Source organism: Ruegeria sp. HKCCA6837 (assembly GCF_013034475.1).
GTDB lineage: Bacteria > Pseudomonadota > Alphaproteobacteria > Rhodobacterales > Rhodobacteraceae > Ruegeria.
In genome coordinates this window covers 94,426-111,145 of the sequence record NZ_WQGD01000012.1, presented here as the reverse complement: position 1 = coordinate 111,145, position 16,720 = coordinate 94,426, and the positions used below count along the sequence as shown (strand labels likewise).

Below are 16,720 nucleotides of genomic sequence, written 5' to 3'. Positions count from 1 at the left end.
CGACATGACACGCAATCTTAATCTCAATGACATTCAGGGGAACGTCATCCGCGCCTATGGCCGCCATTCCTTCCCCTTTGCCCGCTATGTGTTTTTTCATTTCCCCAACCCCGCGGCCGGGCGCGTATTCCTTGAAGAAGTTCGCCAAAAGGTCACAACCGCTGTCCGCTGGAATGAAAAAAACCTAAAGCCGACCTGCACCACAAATATCGCCCTTACCTTTCCCGGAATGCTTGCCCTGCAATTGCCCGTGCGCACACTGCAGGCAATGCCAGCCGAATTCATCGAGGGCATGCGCCAGCGGGCGTTTATTCTTGGTGACCGCGACCAGACCAAGGTCGAAGATGCCAAAGACCAAAGTTGGTTAAAGCACTGGGACCCGATCTGGCAGAAAAGCCGCGCCCCTGGCACTTTGGGTTTTGGCGATGACGACGTACATGTGCTGGTCACTCTGAATGTGCAGAGCAAAAGCAAAACCGACCTTGCAACCCCACATCCTGAACTGGAAGAGCGCACAGATTGGCTGCTCAAGGCCGCCAAAAAATGCGGCGTAACTCATCTGACCGGTGTCGGTGCCGAGGGCGACCAGCCTTATCAGGATGCCTCGGCCGTCTTTGAAGAGATCGGTGGCGCGATCCTTCCCACCCCCAAGGAACATTTTGGTTTCACCGACGGTATTGGCAATCCGGTCTTCGAAGGCCAACTGCGCGCCGAGGACGAAAAATCTGCCGTCATCGGGCGCGGTAAGTTGATGGGAAATGGCTGGGAACCACTGGCCACCGGAGAGTTTATCCTTGGCCATCCAGACGAAAGCCAGGAACTTGCCCCCACCGCCACACCTCCTGAATTCATGCGAAATGGCACGTTCTTCGCCTTTCGAAAATTGCACGAAAATGTCGGTTCTTTCGATGCCGTCGTCGCCGAGGAAGCCGAACAATATGCCAAGGTGATGAACGTTCCCATCGAAGAAGCCAAGGAAACCCTACGCGCCAAAATGTGCGGGCGGTGGTCCGATGGCGTACCGCTCTCGAAGGTGCCCACCTATGACGAATGGGTCGCCTTTGGCGAAAAGATGGGCTTCCGGGGTGAGGGTGTCGACCCGATCGAAGGTTACAAAAAAAACCTCGCCTATATTGCGTCTCCAGAGGCACGGGATTTCCGCTACGGCGATGACATGACGGGCTTCAAATGCCCAGGCGGTGCCCATATGCGCCGCATGAACACCCGCGACTATCTCGACCCGCTGAACAAGGGCGGCATTGACGAAACCACGGGCAAACCTTTCGAAAACCCCGAAGCCACCAGCGCTCTCAACAAACGCCGCCGCATTCTGCGGCGCGGCCTGCCTTATGGGCCACATAATTTTGAGCATAAGGACGACGATACCGAACAAGGCGTGATCATGATCATCATGGGGGCCAGCCTGTTCCGGCAGTTCGAGTTCATACAGCAACAGTGGATTCAATACGGGCTCGATTTCCATCAGGGCAACAACACTTGTCCACTTCTTGGAAATCACGACCACCACACACGCCACACGATTCCGTCCGACCCGAGTTCCAACAAACCGCCCTATGTTATGAGTAAGCTCAAAACCTTTGTGGAATGCCGCGGAGGTGACTATTTCTTTGTGCCTTCCATGACCGCGCTGCGAATGATGGCCATGGGCATTGTTGATCCCACCTGATCGGAGCATCAGTGCATGATTACCGCCATTGCCAACATCTTCGTCAGCATCCTTCAACGCCTCGTTTTGTGGGGCGAGGGGCTTCTATCCTTCGCCAGCCTACTGCCGGGCTGCCTTGGATCGCTTATGTCCGGCGGAATCGGCGTTTACCTGCAAAAGCCAGCGTCCCAGCGCCGCGTCTTTGCCGTATTGCGCGCCTTCTGGCCTAATCTCACGTTCAACCGCGTGCTGATGAAATGCTACGAAAACACCGGCACTGCTATTGTCACCCGCCGCGCCGATTGTCTTGATGTGCTGAACCGCAACGAAGATTTTGAAGTCGTTTACGGTTCGCGCATGCGCAAACTGACCGATGGCGAAAACTTCTTTCTCGGGATGCAGCCGGGCTGGGATTATACCCGCGACACGTCCGCCATGCGCCTTGCCGCGCGGATGAGCGATGTGGCTGAGATCGTGCAACCCCGCGCCGCAGATCTTGCCAACCGTATCATCGCACAATGCAAGGGCAAGATCGACATTGTCCCATCCCTCACGCTCGAAGTGCCTTGGGACATGACTGAAACCTATTTTGGCTGCGGTGCAAAGCCCGCGCAAATGCAGGAATGGACATCCAACCTGTTCTGGTACCTGTTCCAGGACCTTGGAGCCGACGCTGCGGGTGAAGCTCGTGCGCTGGCACAGGCAGATCTCCTGCGTGCCTACCTTGATGCACATATCGCGGAACGCAAGGCCAACCCTACCGAAACTCCGGACATCCTTAATCGTTGCCTTGCGCTGCAATCCTCGGATACGCCGGGGATGAGCGATCTGGGCATCCGCAACAACCTACTCGGCCTTTTGATCGGTGCCATTCCCACCATCTCAAAGGCCAGCTGTCTCGCACTCGATGAGCTACTTAACCGACCCGAAGTGCTCGTCTCAGCCCGACGCGCCGCACGCGCTGACGACGACGCGCTTCTTGCCCAACACATTTGGGAGGCACTACGCTTCAATCCGTTCAACCCAGTGATCTACCGCCGAGCCTTGCACGATACCGAGATCGCACCGTCTACCCTGCGTCGCGCCAAAATCCGCAAAGGCCAGATCGTTTTCGCCGCGAACGCATCAGCCTGTTTTGACCGCCTTGACATACCAGCCCCCAACGAGTTCCGCACTGACCGCCCATGGAAGGATTACATCATCTGGGGTTACGGCATGCACCGCTGCTTTGGTGATACCATCAATCAGGCGGTCATCCCTGCCATCTTGAAACCGCTTCTGATCCAAAAAAACCTGCGCCGTGCGCCCGGCGCTGCCGGACAGATCCAACCAGGTATCGCCGGGTTCCCCGGCCATTTCCATCTAGAATTCGATACCTGAAGGGGGCAACAACATCGAAACCACTACTCGGCTGTTCTCCGGGGTTGACCTTGAGAGTTGGGTTGCCAACGCAGGGTTTTGATTTTCCAGTTTCCGAATTTAGAAAAGGTGGCATGGAAATCCAATTGCTCAGAACCTTTCAGGCGTGGTGATGGGTGTTCTGATCCACACCCCATATTGCGGCCCAACTTTAGAAGGGTGAGAGTGGAGGAACTGATGTCGCGTCAATCATGACTGTTTTCTCTTCTCTATGCTCGGCGGCAAAGCCGGCCACTTTCCGCGCGCGAAGATGCCTTTCTCGCTTCACATGCCAGAGCTTTGCTGAACGAACTGTCGGCGAGCCCGGAACCCAGCCCCGAGTGACCCACCTGCCATCTACCGCCGAACATGATGCGGTTCTCGAATTGCTGAAGGCCGAAATTCATGACGGCATCAAAATGTGGACCCCACTTCAGACAGAGAGGAAGAAATTGCGGCCAAGCCAGACTCACTGTCACTCTTCCGGTGTGGTCTTCTACTCATAGATTCCGGTGTATCGGCAGACACTCATCACCTGGCATTCCACCGACGGCCTTGGCGATCGCTCAGGTGGAACGTTGGGTCAACAACGGGACTTCAAAATACCTATGGCTTCATCAAAAGTTTTGATGTTTTCCTCCGCCCGGGCGGTGAGATGCGCGCCCTCGAGCAATGCCAGAGCGGCGCGGGCCTCGGATGCCGGGTTGGTCACGCCCGAGATCGTTTTGTCCGTCTGGCCAAGTTCAAAGATCGACTGAATCCGCTGGACCATCATGGCCCTGAAAGCTCTGATCTTTTCGATAACCTCTTCAGACAGGCTTTCGCGACTACTGATCAGCGAGACACACAGGCAAAGTGTTTTTCCGTCGTTGAGTGCATCCCGGTAAAGCTGGACAAGAGCCTGAAGGCGTTCAGATCCAGTTTCATACTTATCCTCAATCTTCTGGCATTCGCCTTCAAGTACAGTGTGATAGCGGTCCATCAACGCTGCGGACAGATTGGCCTTAGTAGGAAAGTGATAGTGAATCGAAGCTTTGCGAATACCAACTGCTTCTGCCAGGTCAGCATAGCTGAACCCGTCAAACCCTCGCGCGCGTGCTGCATGTTCAGCAAAATCCAGTAACGCAGTTTTGGTATCCGACATACTTTCAAACCTTTTCTTCAGCGATCAGGGCACACGCGTTTTCCGCTGCTTCCAGGGCACCCTCGATATAGCCTCCGAAATGCGACGCCACCTCGGTCCCGGCGAATATCAGGCGATTTTCCCAAATCTGCGTCAAAGCCTGTGGCAATCCATATGACGGATGTGCGTATAGCGGTTGTTGATCCTCTTCGGTAGAGGTGAAGGGATCATAGGCCCAGTCCTTGATCAGCAGTGTTTCCGGTTTTGCGGCGTTGGGTCCGAACAGGTTGGTCAATTGGTCTTGCACGGCTTGTCGCAAGCGGCCCTGATCCCGGCGGGCGTGAGGTGGTATTCCGATAAAACCAAACAGGGCATACGGGCCGCTTTCGTCAGGCGAAGCATCGTGTATCTCGACCATTGGCCCACGGCGGCTCATGGTGTCGCCGGACAAGCCGGCTTCGCGCCAGAATGGTCGGTCATAGATGGCAATAGCCTTTGCCTGGCCTGCCATCCACGTGGGAACGTCCTTCATCGCGGTAAGCGTTTCCCGCGGTAGAGAAGGGGAATAGGTGATCTGGCTGGCCACACGGGGCGGCAGGGCCAATACCACCTTTTTGGCCTGGAATTCCTGCCCCGACTCTGTGTTTGCCGTTATTCCCTTGTGGGTCTGCGCCAGCGACACAACGGGTGAGGACAAAACCACGCGGGCCTTGGGCAGTTGGGCTGCCAACGCGTCGGTCAGTGCACTCAACCCGCCCTTGAGACGATATGATCCTTCCATAGACGCAAAGCCTCGACCGCGCTCGACGCGTCCTTTTTCATCTTCAAAGCTGAGCGCGCCCATTGAGTATTGTTCGAACCGCGCCAACCCCAACTGGCTGATCAGGGCCGCAATCCGGGGTTGGCCGGGCCAAAACCAGGCGGGTCCTACATCGAAGTAACCTTTGCCGACCCGTTGGGTTAGAATGCGTCCGCCGGGTCGGTCCCGCGCCTCGACAAGCAAAAAGTCGCGACCCTCTTCGGCCATCCGCACCGCGAGCGACAAGCCCGACAGGCCAGCGCCAATGATCAACGTCTCAGTTTGCATATGTCAAAACCCCTCCGAAGCAGGTCGTAAGTCCAGCTCATGTGTCCAGGTCGATTGCGGCTGATGTGCAAGTTGCCAGTACGCCTCTGCAATCTCGCCGGGTTTGATCATTTTCGCCGGATCGAGACTGTGCAAATCGCGAGAACGAGGTGTATCGATGATACCGTCCACTATCACATGAGCGACATGCACGCCGGCTGGTTGATATTCTCGCGCGAGTGATTGCGTCAGCCCGCGCAAAGCGAACTTAGCGGACGCGAAAGCCGAGAAACGCGGGCCACCCCGCAGCGATGCAGTCGCTCCTGACACGATCAGCGTACCACCGCCGCCACGCACCATGGGTTGCAGCACGCATTGCCCAAGGACCACTAGCGATTGCACCATTGATGTCCAAGTCCGCTGATAATCCTTTAATGTGGTTTCGGGAAAGGGTGCGATCACCCGTTCAGCAGTATTGTGGACCACGATTTTTGGCGGGCCATAGGTCGCAATCAGATCTGCGATGGTTGGGCCGACAGCCTCAAGGTCGCTCAGATCAAGTTCATGAAAAGTGCCGACTGGGTTTTCCGGTCGACTTCGGCCGAGACCAACGGCCGTCATGTCGCCGGCTTGAAATCGGGAAAGGAGAGACTGGCCGAGGCCAGCCCCAGCACCTGCGACAAGCGCCAGAGGATTAGCGGTTTTCATATGCTACACCGCCGGTGGTTGGGCAAAGGGAAGGTGCCCGGTTTTCATCCAGACCTTTGCGCCTTCTGGTCCAGCTACGGCGGAAAGAGCTTCACCCTCGGGTAGGCGCAACCAACCGTTTTTCCCCAAAACGTCACCCCCGGTTGTGATTGAGCCGTCGATGACCAAAAGCTCGATCCCTCCCGTCGCGTCCGAAGCCAAGGTCGCAGCTGGGTCAAGATGGCTGTACGTTACGATCTCGCGGTCGTCCCTGTGCAGGGTTGCGCTTGCGACACCGTTCACTGGTGAAGCCAACTCTTCAGTCATGGTTTTGCGGAATTGGGTGCGATCTTCCATGTTGAACTGCCAGAGTTTGACGAAGATGGTGCATCCGGGTTCCGAGCCTGGTGTGTGTTCCGTGGTCGGAGGATTTCGCACATAGGTGCCGGCGGGATAGTCGCCGTGTTCGTCTTGAAAGACGCCGTCCAAGACTATGAATTCCTCACCGCCTGTATGGGTGTGGGCCGAAAATTTGCTGCCCGGTGCATAACGCACAATGGTGGTGGCGCGGGCGACTTCGCCACCGATCCTGTCCAGCATGCGCCGGTCCACACCCTTCATAGGCGAGGCCTGCCACTCAATTTGGTCGGAGTGAACAACGACACGGGACGTGAAATCCGAGTTGAGTTCCATGGGGAAAGGTCCTTTCGACTTAAATGTCAGGTTTCGCTTAGGCTGCAATAGACGGGCGGGTCGCTATTTTCGCACGCCAAGCCCTGAGGTTGGTCAGGCTTTCGGGAATTTCAACCTTGGCAAAATCGGCGAACGCCAATCCTGCAAAGGCTGTTATGTCAGCCACCGAGAATGTGTCACCGGCCAAGTAGTCGTTTTCGGCCAGAACAGAGTCCAGATACGCCATGGTATTCTCGGCGACCTCTTTCTGCTTATTGCCCCATTCGGCGCATTGATAGGTTTCAAGATCCGGGCCCAAGCCAGGTGTGGCATGGTGAAAATAGGTTCCAACCGCATTCAGTAGACCGTTTTCCGCACGCAGGTTCATCATTGAGATGCGTGCGCGTTCCTGTGCGGTCACACCTGTCAGCGAAGGGCCGTCGAACATTGCATCGATATATTCGGTGATCGCGTTGCACTGAGCAATATGTGATCCGTCTTCCAGTTCCAGGCAGGGCACAGCCGCATCGGGGTTCTTGGCCTTGAATTCGGGCGTGCGATGTTCGCCGCCCATCACATCCACCGGTATGAATTCCACTTTGTCTGAAACGCCTTTTCGGCCAGCGCGATGCGAATGCGGGCGGGATTCGGGAACCCTCGACATCATAAATCTTCATTGGAATGCCTCCGTTTGGCTTTGCGATACGTGAGCACTACCTATCAATAGGTAGGTAAATTTACAACTGCATTTTTGAAATTCTTTCCCCGGTACTAAGAAACAGGTTTTTTAGAGTTCTTTAGGGTTCTGATTGCCGCACATTTCGCCTTTCGCAGTGACAACAAGGTCAGGATTTGGAACGGCGCGCAGGTACGCAGGGGATACCAACTCTGTCGGACTTCTTGGTTAAAATGGAACGCGAAGTCGAAGATTTGCATCAGGGCGTTCACCCTTGGTTTGTGACTGGTCGGGTTGTGAACATATGGCAGAAGGAATGTAACGGCGCAGCTTAACTGGACAGCCCAATTGATTCACCATACTGATGTAATGTTATTACAAAACTGAGCTTGTGATGTTCATGGCCCATGCCTCAAAAAACCGGTCAGAAAAGGTTGATGACCCGAGCATACCTGTAACGCTGCTAACCGGATTTCTGGGGGCGGGTAAAACAACCTTGCTGAACCAATTGCTGGCCGTTTCAACTTCTGAGCCAACTGCCGTCATTGTGAACGAGTTCGGCGAAGTGGGTCTGGACCATGACCTGATTGAAAAGGTGGACGGCGATGTGATGCTGATGTCGTCAGGTTGTTTGTGTTGTTCAATCCGCGGAGACCTTTCGGACACCTTTGTCAAGTTGCTCGCACGGCGCGACGAAGGCATGCACAACTTTGGCCGCATTGTGATCGAGACCACTGGTCTCGCAGATCCGGGGCCAATCCTTCAGACGCTGCTTGTCGATCCTTTTCTCGCGCGAAATACGCGAATGGATGGCGTCGTGACGGTGGTGGACGCGGTGAATGGGCCTGCAACATTGGATGCCCAGTTCGAGGCCGTTTCGCAGGTCGCGGTGGCCGATCTGATCGTCCTAACCAAAACGGACCTAGTATCTGAAGCATCTGATAAAGCTGTGACCGAACGGCTGCGCGGTCTCAATCCAACAGCCGACATTGTTCGCCCATCTGATCGTGATTTTGGCCCGAAAAGCTTGCGGAACCTGACGAGCATGCGCGAAAACGCCCGTCAACAGGATGCTATTTCCTGGACGACGCCCAAGGTTGCAAATGATCCTCTGGGCAACCTTTCAGGGCTCATGTCAACCTCAAACACAAAACCTGTGACCACTTCCGAGTTTCGACGCCATGATACAGATATCTCGTCTGTTTCGATTGTTCTGGACGAGGCGTTGCATGATGCAGTCTTTGATAAGTGGTTCGACACTTTGATTGCCTACAAGGGCCGGGATATCCTGCGTGTGAAAGGTATTTTGTTTCTCGAGGGAATTGAATCGCCGTTTGCTTTCCATGGCGTCCAGCACGTATTTGACCCGCCGGTCCCGTTGAAGAATTGGACCGGCAAAGACCGGCGTACCCGCATCGTTTTGATAGGCCGAAACCTAAACCGGCCTGAAATCCAGCGAAGCCTTGATATGTTGCGTAATGCACGGCCTGCAGATGCTAAGTCTTTGACGAAGTGCAGGTGACAGAAAATGACCGGCATCAAGCTATAAGCTCATACAGGAAAGACGATTGCCATCTTGTACCAAAAAATGTTGGATTTGCTCTGGAAACGTGGCTGGGTAAATTCATCGGGAGTTTTTACGTGGAAAACCTTGAACTGCGCACGGCTCTGATCGCAACCTGCCGCGCCATGAACGCGAGCGGAATAAATCAGGGCACGTCTGGCAACGTGTCTGTACGCGCGGGGGACGGTTTTCTGATTACACCTTCGGGTATGCCTTATGACACGATGACACCGGAAGACATCGTGGACATGGCTTTTGACGGATCTTATCAGGGTCCCAGGCCGTCGTCTGAATGGCGCTTTCATCGGGACATTCTTGAGGCACGAACCGATGCAAATGCCGTGGTGCATTGCCACTCTGTCCACGCGACGGCGCTGGCTTGCCATCACAGAAGTATTCCAAGTTTTCACTATATGACTGCAGTTGCCGGAGGCACCGACATCAAATGTGCGGGCTATGCCACCTTCGGAACGCAAGAGTTATCGGACAAAGTTCTGACCGCGTTAGAGGGGCGTCGTGCCTGTCTGCTTGGGCAACACGGGCAAATCGCAATCGACAAAAGCCTGAGCGCTGCTTTGTGGCTTGCCACAGAGGTCGAGACACTTTCGCAAATCTACATTAACGCATTGGCTTTGGGGGAACCGCCTGTTCTGTCAGACAAGGAAATGGCGGCTGTGATTGAGAAGATGAACAGTCAAAGCTATGGGCAGTCTTCTGACTGAGACAATCTCAGTCGTTCGGCGCGGTAGCGACTTGCAATTTATCCGGGCCTGCGGGCCAAAGGTGGCATGCCCTGCCTCAGCGATTGTGCCTGAATATCTTGTCACCCAGCGATTCAGTCAAAAAATAACACCATCCATGATTTCCTTAAGATCACGGTTTGAAACACCATAGCGAGCTTGGAAGACCCCGCGAGTAGGATCGCACACACTGATAGCGTGCGCCCGAGTTGCGCACACGATACTAACTTGACAGCAGCGGTTTCAAAATGGTCGCATCAGGTATCATTTGCAAAGATAGGAATATCGTTATGAGAATCCTGTATAGCACGACCACAGTTTTTAGCTTCTTCATGTCCGCAACATCCATTCTCGCGCAGGACGCCGTAGAAGGTGGACAAGTTGGTGAGATGACGATTTCGAAATCCGACATGCGCGCACAGGCAGCGGATTCATTTTCGCCCTATGCCGGGCGGGATTTCCCGACCCGACCGCTTTGGGGTGACACACATCTGCACACTTCACTTTCGCTGGATGCGCGTGCTTTTGGGGTGTTGTTGTCGCCTGCCGACGCGTTTCGTTTTGCCCGCGGCGAAGAAGTGACAACATCGCACGGGTTGCAGGCGAAATTATCCCGTCCGCTTGATTGGCTCGTGGTCTCTGACCATTCCGACGCCATGGGTGCGATGAATGAAATCGTGGCTGGTAACGCCACACTCATGCGTGATCCGACTTTGCGTGATTGGAATGACCGGTTGAATCAGGGCGGCGACGTCGCTTTGGGTGCAACCATGGAAGTTATCGAGACTTTTGCGGGCATTTCCGGTGGTGCATTGCCAGAAGCAATAGCGGACCGCCGTTTTGTGCAATCGGTTTGGGATGACTTTACCAAAACCGCTGACGCGTTTGATGATCCCGGCTCTTTCACAGCCTTTATCGGGTATGAATGGACGTCGACCGAGGGCGGTAACAACCTCCACCGCAATGTCATCTATCGCGACGATGCAATTCGAGCCCGCCAAATGCTGCCGTTCACCACAGCAGAAACCTTCAATCCGGAAGACCTGTGGGATTGGATGGAGCGGTACGAAGAAGAGACCGGCGGCCGTGTATTGGCGCTGGCGCACAATGGGAATGTCTCGAACGGTCTGATGTTTCCGGTCGAGACAAATCCAGACACCGGGGAACCGCTGACAGGAGATTATGCGGAACGGCGTGCCAAATGGGAGCCTCTCTATGAGATCACACAGATAAAGGGTGACGGTGAAGCCCATCCGTTTCTGAGTCCCAACGATGAGTTTGCAGATTACGAAACCTGGGACGTCGCGAACCTTGGCCCTGTGCCAAAGGAAGACTGGATGTTGCAGTATGAATATGCGCGCGAAGCGTTCAAGAATGGTTTGAAACTGGAACAGCAGCTTGGGACAAACCCTTACAAATTTGGTGTCGTTGGATCGACTGATAGCCACACTGCATTGGCCACGGCGCAGGAAGACAACTTTTTCGGCAAACACTCGGGGGTAGAGCCGGAACCGGGCCGCTGGCAACATGTGGTCGGCGAATTTGAAGCGACGCGAATTTTAGGCTGGCAGATGGCGGCGTCGGGTTATGCAGCTGTTTGGGCCCAGGAGAACACGCGGGATTCTATTTTTGACGCAATGGAGCGCAAGGAAGTATATGGCACAACCGGCAGCCGTATTACCGTACGTTTCTTTGGCGGATGGGACTTCGACGCGTCAGATGGTCAATCCCGGCTTCCTGCGAAAATTGGCTATGAAAAAGGCGTGCCAATGGGAGGAGATTTGCAAGCAGCGCCGGACGATGCCTCTGCGCCGTCCTTTCTCGTCGCTGCCCTCAAGGATCCATATTCTGGCAATCTTGATCGAATTCAGATCGTCAAGGGCTGGCTAACGGCTGACGGCGAGACGCAGGAGCAAGTGTTTGACGTCGTTTGGTCTGATGAGCGCGTTATCGACGACGCTGGTAAGTTACCATCTGTTGGCAACACCGTAGACGTTGAGACAGGCACGTTCACGAACTCTATCGGAGCGCCGGAATTGATAACCGTCTGGACCGACCCGGAATTTGATCCCGAACAAAAGGCTTTCTACTACGCGCGGGTTCTGGAAATCCCAACGCCAAGATGGACAGTCTATGAGGCAGTCCGGTTTGGCGATGAGATTCCGAATGACGTTCCCACGTCTACGCAGGAACGAGCGTATACTTCCCCGATTTGGTATACTCCGGAGAACTAGATTCAGGACCCATTGTTCTTCGCCGTACCACGTGAGTCTTCGCGTCTAAAACAAGCGGTGAAAAAGTCTGTTCTATTCTGGTTGAGAGACGCGCAAATGGCGCGTCTCTCAATCTTTTTTCAAGTCCTAGGGTAAGCCCAGCGTGGATGATGGCCGGTGTGACCGCCGAGTACGTCGACGAGAAGGCCGTGATGATCGGCCTCATTTATCTGAATGCCCAACGAAAAGTGCGGCATGGGCAAAGGGCCTTTCACAACTACCTGTACAAAAAATTCAATCCTTTGGGTCAGCGAATGGCGTTTTAACGCCAGTTTGAGGCTGCGCTGACGGCCTGTCCCTAGAATCGCGGTCATTGCGAAATCTGTGTGGGATAGGAGGTTACGGTGACCAGTGGAGTTGTGCATACGAGTGAGTCCCCAACACGCGTTTTGATGAGGGTTTGCGCCTGCAACAAAAGCGCGCGAAACGTGCCAAAACCCGATTGCTGGTGGATTTTCTCATCGACCCGATACGCAATGCTGCGGATCTCGCGTCTAATGCGTCTTTCCAATAGAACCACTGAATTTTTCCGCTTTCGGCAAGGGTATTCAGGCTGATCTGTTTGGCGGTCCGTTGCCGCAAAACGCAAGGCGCGCGTATTTCGACCACAGGCTTTACCGCGACTACCTGGAAAGCGGACATGTGCGTGACAGCTATTCGTATTGCGAACCTGACAAACCGCTTCATAACGGGCCAATCAGCCGGGTGGGAACCCATAACGCGCTCGCTTCAACCCCCTATGTTTCTATGATTGGAGGGTATCGCAACTCTGACGGTCGTCCGGCGACATACTCTGCCACCGGGTATCACGCCCCGCCTGCGTTCAATAGCCAATCCGATGTTGATGTTATTTTCCCGTGCGACGACAGTGACACAAATTCAGGCATCCTGGGGGCCGGGCCTCGGGACGGCGCGGCGCTGGCGATGAACGGAACCAGCGTTGCGACGGCACTCAGTTCGCGGATGATGATTGATTGCCTGTTGACCGACCCTGACGCTGAACCTGGGCAGCCGTGGCTTCAAACACAAGCGCGCAATTACGCGAATGAGGGTCGTCCCGAACACTACAAGCATGCTGCGCCATTGAAAGCAGGGGCTGGGCATCTGCCATATCCCGATAGCTATCGCGACGTCGGCGCAGGAGTGGGAATGCGCGCTCGCAGAGGTAGGAGTGGTATTACCAAATTGAATTTCTAGGGTGGGCTGGTTGGAGCATTTGGATGAAGATACCAACAGATATGCCCGACCTCAAAGGCTTCCGTTTTCCACGCGCATTGATCGCGTATTTGATCTGGGCGTATCATCGTTTTTCTTTTAGTACGGCTGACGTTGAAGACCTGCATGCCGAACGCGGTGTGGCTGCCAGTCGGGAAACCGTTCGGCTTTGGGTGAACCGGTTTGGCCGCCCTTTTGCGAATTGCATCAAACGTGACCGTCCCGGGCATAGTGACAAGTGGCATCTGGATATGGCAACACGCTTGATCTTCTGGTCCAGAAGCAGCGCAATGCAAAGGCAGCCAGGCGATTTCTACAGCGTTTCAAAAATGCATATGAAGACCCGCTTGTTGTCATATCGGACAAGTTGCGCGGCTATTTCGAGCCGGTAAAGAGTCTTGCGCCGTCAGCCAGATACCGATCCCACAAAGTGTTGAGCAACCGTGCAGAACAAACGCATCTAACGGGCCGAAAACGACAGAAGATCATGGGACGGTTCAAGTTACCGTCGCAAGCTCAGAGATTTCTGGAAGCTCAAGATCATAGAAACGCGCAGCGGTCTGACTGAACACTGCCGAGTGCACCTCAGCGGGCACCAGGTCGTGGTAAGCCTGCATCAGAGAGGCGTAGTCACCGTAGAGCTTGTCGACCGGGAAGTTTGAACCGAACATGACTCGATTCGCTCCGAACTGGGCAAGGCACTCATCCACAATTGGGCGTACGCTTTCCGCGGTCCATTTGTGGTCGAACATGCCCAGGCCAGACAATTTACATGAGACATGCGGCAGATCAGACAGCGCATGCAGTCTCTGAGCCCAGTCGTTCAGGCCTGCCGCGCTGCGATCATGCGGTGAGCCTGCGTGACACAGCGCGATCCGCGTGTTCGGCGCCCGTGCTAGAATTCGAGCGGTTTTTTCGATCAGTTCAGGGATGAGTTGCAGATCAAAGCTGAGACCGCGCCGCCCTGCTTCCTGCAAACCGATCAGAAAACGTGGGTCGTCGAGTAGGGTATTGGTGCCTGTCTGCGCGTCCTCTCCGGGTGCGCGGCCAACGATCTGGCGCACGCCGCGCACAGTCGGGAGGGTCTGAAACCTGTCGAGTTGGGCGGGCAGGTCAGTTGAGGTCAGGTCACAAAACACAACCTGCGCCATCGACCAATCTGGATTGGCATCGGCGACGGATTGGACCCACCGGGCTTCGTCCAGACCGTTTTCGGCCCCAACTTGAATATGGACCGAAGCACGGACACTGCTGGGTGCGGCCTCGGACCGGAATTCATCTAGCAGGTAGTCCCGCTGGATTGGTGTCGGGTCGCCAAAGAATCTATCCACCCCGCGCGCCATCAGCCAAGGGTAGTGCACTGTCTCAAGGTCCCACAGGTGGTGATGCGCGTCGACACAGCCAATCATGTCCGTGGTACCTTCGCCATGCGGGCCAGAATATCGACCCCCTGTTGTTTCCAGAAATGCAGCAGGTCGATGAAAATCCAATTCTCGGCCAGTTTGTCACCATCGCGTCGATATATGTCGATTACTCGGAATTCACCGGGCTTGTCGGTGGCGGGCATGCCCATGAACCCGCCAGTGGGTCGCGCCGTGAAATTCGGCCAGCCGAAAAAACCACCATAGTGACCCTCAGCCATGCGGCAGATATGTTTGGTCTTTGAGCGGTCCGTGAAGGATGCGCGGAACGGGCCCGAGTGCTGCTTTGCATAGCGCTCGATCGTATAAGTCGCACCGATCCCGGCAGGACCCCACCAGATCATGTCTTCGCACCATGTCTGGCGCAATTCGTCCACAAGGCTCAGGCCGCTGTTCCATTGGCCCAGATCGGAAATCATGGCATTAATCGTGCCGAGCGTTTTCTTGCCCTCTTCGGCGGGCTGTGGGCCAAACATCAGCCCGTCATGCGTCATCGGTCCGGGTTGAACAAGATGGGCTGCGGTCTGTGGTGGGAAGGGCTGAAGCCCGGCCTGAATCATGAGGTGAGGGATGTCGAAATACATCGCCGTCTCGCTGATTTTGCCATTATCTACCTTGTTGAATTCGCAGTAGCGCAGAAACGCCATCTTGCCTGTTGGGGCGATACCCAGCCACTCATTGTCAAAAAGGCCCATGAGGTGACCCATCGACACGACCCAGATCGAGCTGAACCCGTCGATCTCGTTTTTACCGGCCATGAACACGTCCATCCGACGTTGCAGGTGCTTTAGGCTGTGCTTCAGAGGGTGCCAGAATTTCTGGGCCACATCTTCAGAGCCGTGCAGTTCATCAAACGGATGGAATCCGCGCCACAGGTAGTCTTTCGCGCAGTAGTTAGACATCGTGTCAGTGACATCCGATTCATCTGCGTTGCCTAGCGCCTCGTAGTACTCAAGAACGATCGTTTTTTCGGCATCGTAAGACATTATCAATTTCTTTCAGAGCTTTGACTGTTGCAACAGAGCAGTTTATGGGGGGCAAATCCGCATTTGCATGCGCATGCAAAAAAAGCTTGCCAGATGTTTCTTTTGTTGTCTATGCTTTTTGCAAACGTATGCATGACGACCCGCAGGGAGGGACTCAATGGCCGAGATTCAACTTCGCAACGTTGGCAAGCGTTGGGGTTCGTTTGTCGGGGTCGACAATTTCGATCTAACGATTTCCGACAAAGAGTTTCTGGTTCTTCTCGGCCCATCAGGCTGTGGCAAAACGACGACCATGCGCATGATCGCCGGACTAGAGGACGCCAGTGAAGGTGACATTCTGATTGACGGTACCCGGGTCAACGATATGGAGCCCAAGGATCGTGACGTCGCGATGGTGTTCCAGTCGTACGCTCTGTATCCGAACATGAACGTCTACGAAAATATCCGGTTCCCGCTGAAAGTCCGCGGCATCGACCCGTCTACGCATGACGAAAAAGTGCGTCGCGCATCCGCCATGGTCGAACTGGACGACTTCCTGCATCGCAAGCCAGCAGAATTGTCGGGAGGTCAGCGCCAGCGTGTTGCGCTTGCCCGTGCCATTGTTCGCGAACCCAATGTGTTCCTAATGGACGAACCGCTGTCCAACCTTGATGCCAAGCTACGCGTGTCCACTCGGGCACAGATCAAAAACCTAAGCCACGAATTGGCGGTGACCACAATTTACGTCACCCACGACCAGATCGAAGCGATGACGCTTGCCGATCGCGTGGTTGTCATGAAACAAGGCGTCGTGCAGCAAGTGGGTAGCCCGACCGAAATTTACGACACCCCGGCCAATACCTTTGTGGCCAGTTTTATCGGCAACCCGGCCATGAACCTGATGGAAGGCCAAGTCCGCAACGGTACGTTTTTAGCCGACCACGTGGAAATCGCGAAAATCAACGCACCTGACGGTCCTCTCACGCTCGGCTTCCGTGCGGAAGACGCCACGCTTGCCGAAGACGGGCGGGGGCAAATCAATGCTCCGATCTATACCCAGGAGTTGCTGGGCGACGCGACGATGATCTCGGTCCGCGTTGGTGGAGCGCTGGTGTCCGTGAAGGCCGACAAGAATTTCCGGGCTGAAATTGACGACATGGTGTCGATCTCGGTGCCGGTCGAAATCTGTCATCTGTTTGACGGCCAAACCGGCGAACGGATCTGAAAGTAGCCCCGCAAATCACCGGGGATCAG

General features: G+C 55.0%; 14 protein-coding genes and 1 pseudogene. 8 read left to right on the top strand and 7 right to left on the bottom strand.

Annotation, left to right across the window (positions count from 1 at the left end):
- Window positions 1-4 precede the first annotated feature (4 nt).
- Together GOV91_RS16420 and GOV91_RS16415 are read left to right on the top strand one after the other, a co-directional pair.
- On the top strand, window positions 5-1,687 hold the full coding sequence (locus GOV91_RS16420; RefSeq protein WP_171236305.1) for a peroxidase: 1,683 nt from the start codon (window positions 5-7) through the stop codon (window positions 1,685-1,687).
- 15 nt (window positions 1,688-1,702) lie between these two features.
- Entirely contained in the window at window positions 1,703-3,046 is a 1,344-nt protein-coding gene (locus tag GOV91_RS16415; protein WP_171236304.1) for a cytochrome P450, read from the top strand.
- 601 nt (window positions 3,047-3,647) lie between these two features.
- On the opposite strand, the gene GOV91_RS16410 is transcribed toward GOV91_RS16415, so the two are convergent.
- The 5 genes from GOV91_RS16410 to GOV91_RS16390 are packed head-to-tail and all read right to left on the bottom strand — an operon-like array spanning window position 3,648 to window position 7,276.
- Window positions 3,648-4,208 (bottom strand): TetR/AcrR family transcriptional regulator, encoded by a 561-nt coding sequence (locus tag GOV91_RS16410; RefSeq protein WP_171236303.1) that lies wholly within the window; start codon window positions 4,206-4,208, stop codon window positions 3,648-3,650.
- A gap of 4 nt (window positions 4,209-4,212) precedes the next feature.
- Window positions 4,213-5,274 (bottom strand): NAD(P)/FAD-dependent oxidoreductase, encoded by a 1,062-nt coding sequence (locus GOV91_RS16405; protein ID WP_171236302.1) that lies wholly within the window; start codon window positions 5,272-5,274, stop codon window positions 4,213-4,215.
- Between the two features lie 3 nt (window positions 5,275-5,277).
- Entirely contained in the window at window positions 5,278-5,961 is a 684-nt protein-coding gene (locus GOV91_RS16400) for an SDR family NAD(P)-dependent oxidoreductase (RefSeq protein ID WP_171236301.1), read from the bottom strand.
- A gap of 3 nt (window positions 5,962-5,964) precedes the next feature.
- Entirely contained in the window at window positions 5,965-6,633 is a 669-nt protein-coding gene (locus GOV91_RS16395; protein WP_171176327.1) for a cupin domain-containing protein, read from the bottom strand.
- 37 nt (window positions 6,634-6,670) lie between these two features.
- Window positions 6,671-7,276 (bottom strand): glutathione S-transferase C-terminal domain-containing protein, encoded by a 606-nt coding sequence (locus tag GOV91_RS16390; protein WP_254440701.1) that lies wholly within the window; start codon window positions 7,274-7,276, stop codon window positions 6,671-6,673.
- 412 nt (window positions 7,277-7,688) lie between these two features.
- Here GOV91_RS16390 and GOV91_RS16385 point away from each other — a divergent pair, with 412 nt between their 5' ends.
- The 5 genes and pseudogenes from GOV91_RS16385 to GOV91_RS22745 all read left to right on the top strand — a co-directional run.
- A complete protein-coding gene (locus tag GOV91_RS16385; RefSeq protein WP_171236300.1) occupies window positions 7,689-8,810 on the top strand; it encodes a GTP-binding protein in 1,122 nt (373 codons plus the stop codon).
- Window positions 8,811-8,929: 119 nt separating this feature from the next.
- Window positions 8,930-9,574 carry a class II aldolase/adducin family protein gene (locus GOV91_RS16380; RefSeq protein WP_171236299.1) on the top strand — a complete coding sequence of 215 codons (645 nt, stop codon included), beginning with the start codon at window positions 8,930-8,932 and terminating at the stop codon, window positions 9,572-9,574.
- Window positions 9,575-9,882: 308 nt separating this feature from the next.
- Window positions 9,883-11,826 carry a DUF3604 domain-containing protein gene (locus tag GOV91_RS16375; RefSeq protein WP_254440700.1) on the top strand — a complete coding sequence of 648 codons (1,944 nt, stop codon included), beginning with the start codon at window positions 9,883-9,885 and terminating at the stop codon, window positions 11,824-11,826.
- Window positions 11,827-12,438: 612 nt separating this feature from the next.
- Window positions 12,439-13,062: a hypothetical protein gene (locus GOV91_RS16370; protein ID WP_171236298.1), complete on the top strand. Its 624-nt coding sequence runs from the start codon at window positions 12,439-12,441 to the stop codon at window positions 13,060-13,062.
- Window positions 13,063-13,085: 23 nt separating this feature from the next.
- Window positions 13,086-13,630, top strand: a pseudogene (locus GOV91_RS22745) (transposase); the annotation flags it as partial.
- Here the strand turns inward: GOV91_RS22745 and GOV91_RS16360 are convergent.
- Together GOV91_RS16360 and GOV91_RS16355 are read right to left on the bottom strand one after the other, a co-directional pair.
- On the bottom strand, window positions 13,578-14,489 hold the full coding sequence (locus GOV91_RS16360) for an amidohydrolase (protein ID WP_171236296.1): 912 nt from the start codon (window positions 14,487-14,489) through the stop codon (window positions 13,578-13,580). The pseudogene GOV91_RS22745 and the gene GOV91_RS16360 overlap by 53 nt on opposite strands.
- On the bottom strand, window positions 14,486-15,487 hold the full coding sequence (locus tag GOV91_RS16355) for an ester cyclase (RefSeq protein ID WP_171236295.1): 1,002 nt from the start codon (window positions 15,485-15,487) through the stop codon (window positions 14,486-14,488). Before GOV91_RS16355 ends, GOV91_RS16360 begins: the two co-directional genes overlap by 4 nt.
- Before the next feature lie 157 nt (window positions 15,488-15,644).
- On the opposite strand from GOV91_RS16355, the gene GOV91_RS16350 reads away from it, so the two are divergent.
- Window positions 15,645-16,691: an ABC transporter ATP-binding protein gene (locus GOV91_RS16350; RefSeq protein ID WP_171236294.1), complete on the top strand. Its 1,047-nt coding sequence runs from the start codon at window positions 15,645-15,647 to the stop codon at window positions 16,689-16,691.
- Window positions 16,692-16,720 lie beyond the last annotated feature (29 nt).